This window comes from Rhizobium phaseoli, assembly GCF_003985125.1.
Lineage (GTDB): Bacteria > Pseudomonadota > Alphaproteobacteria > Rhizobiales > Rhizobiaceae > Rhizobium > Rhizobium phaseoli.
Map to the genome: position 1 here is coordinate 1 of NZ_ML133627.1, position 2,929 is coordinate 2,929.

Sequence of the window (2,929 nt, forward strand, 5' to 3'; positions counted from 1 at the left end):
CCGACCAGTTCGACACGCCGTCTGACGGTACGTACCGCATGTATGACGGCGGCACGAAGATCGAGGACTTGAAAACGGCGTTGAATGCCGAAGCGACCCTGTCGCTGCAGCACTATAACACGCGCAAAACGCTGGAATATTGCAAGGAGGTCGGTCAGGTTACGGCTTCGTTCCATTATCCGCTGGGTGTTCAGGCGACCGACGAATTCCTGATGAAGGTCTCGGAGATTACCGGCAAGGAAATTCCTCCGGCAATCGGCCTGGAACGCGGCCGTCTCGTCGACGCTATGGCAGATAGCCAAGCCTGGCTGCACGGGAAGAAATACGCGATCTACGGCGATCCTGACTTCGTCTACGCCGTTGCCCGGTTCGTCTTGGAAACCGGCGGTGAGCCGACCCACTGCCTTGCTACCAACGGCACGTCGGCCTGGGAAGCCGAGATGAAGGCGTTGCTCGCATCCTCGCCCTTCGGCAAGGATGCCCAGGTCTGGGCGGGCAAGGACCTGTGGGCGTTGCGCTCGCTGCTCTTTACCGAGCCGGTTGATCTTATGATCGGCAATTCCTATGGCAAGTATCTCGAGCGCGACACCGGCACCCCATTGATCCGGCTGACCTTTCCGATATTCGACCGGCACCATCACCACCGTTTCCCGCTCATGGGCTACCAAGGCGGCCTGCGCGTCCTGACGACGATCCTCGACAAGATCTTCGACAAGCTCGATCGCGAGACGAGCGAGCCGGGTGTGACGGACTATTCTTACGACCTGACCCGCTAGGAGCGGCGGCGGTCGGCCTTGTGAGGCCGGCCGCCTTCATCTGAACTTGGAGACCGCAATGCCCTTGCTCAATGCTAAAGTCCAGGATGTCTTCGACGAGCCTGCCTGCGAGAAGAACCGCAGCAAGGATTCCAAGGCGCGCAAAAACGGCTGTTCGAAGCCGCTGATCCCCGGGGCGGCAGCCGGCGGATGCGCTTTCGATGGCGCCAAGATCGTGCTGCAGCCGATCACCGACGTCGCGCACCTGATCCATGGGCCTCTCGGCTGTGAGGGCAATTCCTGGGACAATCGCGGATCGGCTTCCTCAGGTCCAACGCTCTGGCGCACGAGCTTCACGGCGCTGACCGAAGCAGGCGCCATTGAAAAGAAGCCTTTCGATGAGGAGGACTAAGAAATGGGTACATTGACAGGAAGTACGAATGGCCCTGCTGTCAACGAAGATGGGGATCTCGCCACCCCTTTTCTCAGATGCCTGATAAGGCTCATCCGCGCTCAGGATGCCCATGGGGCGTGGGAAGGCAAATCGGACGCTGACCTGCTGGCCGACTTCATCCTCACCAAGGAGCAGCGCCGTAAGATCCCGATCATAGGCGATCCGGATCCTGATGTGCTGTGGAGGCTACAGAATTTTTACAGTTGCGTGGGGCTTGTGATCGAAGAGTGCACAGGCCTGTTGGCATCGCCGATCATGACGATCGGCCATGAGGGCTTCGGCCGCTTGCTTTTCACGACTGGACGGTTGGTCGTTCTGTCGAAGACCCTGCGCGATGTCCACCGGTTCGGCTTTGAGACGCTAGGCAAGCTCGCCGAGACCGGCACGAAAATGGTCGATGACGCTATTGAAGTTATCGAAACCTATCCCGACGTGGCGCGGGCATCATGAAATCAATTTTCGAGGAAAGAGATCATGTCAGACATTGTGGAGCAGCTGAAGAAGGTCCGCAAGCTGCAGTCCCGCGCCGCCGCTGCGAAGATGGAGTTGCACGATCTTGCCGAGGACCTTCCGATTAATTGGGCTAGAATCAAGACCATTGCAGGAGAGACGTTCGACGCCTTCGCCGAGTTGAACGCTGCGAAGGAAGAGCTCGCTGCATTGGAGAATTCACGATGACTGGCCCTTTCGTCACGCGCGACGGCTCCAGCTGGGTGCCGGAGTACCTGACCTGCATCGATGCTACAACCTGCATCGGCTGTGGCCGATGCTTCAAAGCCTGCTCTCGCGAAGTCATGCACCTCTATGGCGTCGGTGAAGCGGGTGAAATCCTCGGCATCTGCGACGACGAGGAGGAAGACTTCGATGGCGAGCTCAATCGTATGATCATGGTTGTCGATGAGGCCGGCCGCTGCATTGGTTGCGGCGCCTGCGCGCGCGTCTGCCCGAAGAACTGTCAGACCCATGTCGCGGCAGACAAGGTTACTGCGTGATCTCGCGAACAAGTCAACGCTGTTACCTTCAGATCGTTTGTTGTCTCCTGCTGCTCGTCGTCTGCGCAAACGAACGAACGTAGTTACTTCGTGTGGCATTCCATCCACAAAGTTAGCGCTGCGATGGTGGCTAGTTCGTCGCTTCTTTCAATAGGACTTTTTTAAAAGCGCGAAGTGGCGATCGCTGTCTCGTCGCCCTCGGCGATGAACTTATCCGGTTGCCAAGGCAGATGCCCCGCGATTGGATCGCCACAGATCGTGCCGTTCGTGTCCCATGCCTGATCCGCGGATGCGGCGGTTCTAATCAATGGCGGCCGGTGCAAAGAAGGCACTGCAATTGCACGCAATGTCTCGCGCAAGCTGACCGTCAAGGTAAGCACCAGTGCGCAGCTGACGGAGGCACTTGCGGCGAGGACCGCAACGCCACTTTCCACCCCGCAGGCTCAATACGATCCGACACAGGACGATCCTGAGCGCGGTTGAATTACATGCTAATTCCCTTGTCCCCAGCGCAACCGTCGACATTTCTCGCAAATGTCGGGCATCCGCCACTTTTGTCAGGTTTGTCGTGATTGGAACGTTTTGTTCGCCGGTCTCTCCGTCAAATACACATCAACCTGCCCTCAACCCGCCCATTGATAAAAGAAAATCATCTTCTTGGCGCGTCGGAGCAGTTGGCATGGTGTTTGCTGATCCCTGGTTACAAGCGGCAGAAAGCAGTCTGCATT

The 2,929-nt window shown here is 57.9% G+C and carries 5 protein-coding genes and 1 pseudogene; 5 read left to right on the forward strand and 1 reads right to left on the reverse strand.

The window, feature by feature from the left end:
• From nifK to fdxB, 5 genes and pseudogenes are all read left to right on the forward strand, one after another.
• Positions 1–776: nitrogenase molybdenum-iron protein subunit beta (nifK, locus tag EFD56_RS32335; RefSeq protein ID WP_126907127.1), on the forward strand; the 776-nt coding region annotated here is incomplete at its 5' end.
• Positions 777–834: 58 nt separating this feature from the next.
• Positions 835–1,137 (forward strand): annotated as a pseudogene (locus tag EFD56_RS32340) (nitrogenase component 1); the annotation flags it as partial.
• A gap of 33 nt (positions 1,138–1,170) precedes the next feature.
• Positions 1,171–1,659: a NifX-associated nitrogen fixation protein gene (locus EFD56_RS32345; RefSeq protein ID WP_004679071.1), complete on the forward strand. Its 489-nt coding sequence runs from the start codon at positions 1,171–1,173 to the stop codon at positions 1,657–1,659.
• A 24-nt stretch (positions 1,660–1,683) separates the two neighbouring features.
• Positions 1,684–1,887, forward strand: a complete 204-nt coding sequence (locus tag EFD56_RS32350) for a CCE_0567 family metalloprotein (protein ID WP_009991124.1) — start codon at positions 1,684–1,686, stop codon at positions 1,885–1,887.
• Positions 1,884–2,201 carry a ferredoxin III, nif-specific gene (gene fdxB / locus EFD56_RS32355; protein WP_004677870.1) on the forward strand — a complete coding sequence of 106 codons (318 nt, stop codon included), beginning with the start codon at positions 1,884–1,886 and terminating at the stop codon, positions 2,199–2,201. The genes EFD56_RS32350 and fdxB overlap by 4 nt, the downstream gene beginning before the upstream one ends.
• A gap of 161 nt (positions 2,202–2,362) precedes the next feature.
• On the opposite strand, the gene EFD56_RS32360 is transcribed toward fdxB, so the two are convergent.
• On the reverse strand, positions 2,363–2,572 hold the full coding sequence (locus EFD56_RS32360) for a hypothetical protein (protein ID WP_225880317.1): 210 nt from the start codon (positions 2,570–2,572) through the stop codon (positions 2,363–2,365).
• Positions 2,573–2,929 lie beyond the last annotated feature (357 nt).

Excerpts from the sequence above, each read along its gene's own strand:
- EFD56_RS32345 (WP_004679071.1), top strand. The coding sequence starts at position 1,171 with ATGGGTACATTGACAGGAAGTACGAATGGCCCTGCTGTCAACGAAGAT.
- EFD56_RS32350 (WP_009991124.1), top strand. The coding sequence starts at position 1,684 with ATGTCAGACATTGTGGAGCAGCTGAAGAAGGTCCGCAAGCTGCAGTCC.
- fdxB (WP_004677870.1), top strand. The coding sequence starts at position 1,884 with ATGACTGGCCCTTTCGTCACGCGCGACGGCTCCAGCTGGGTGCCGGAG.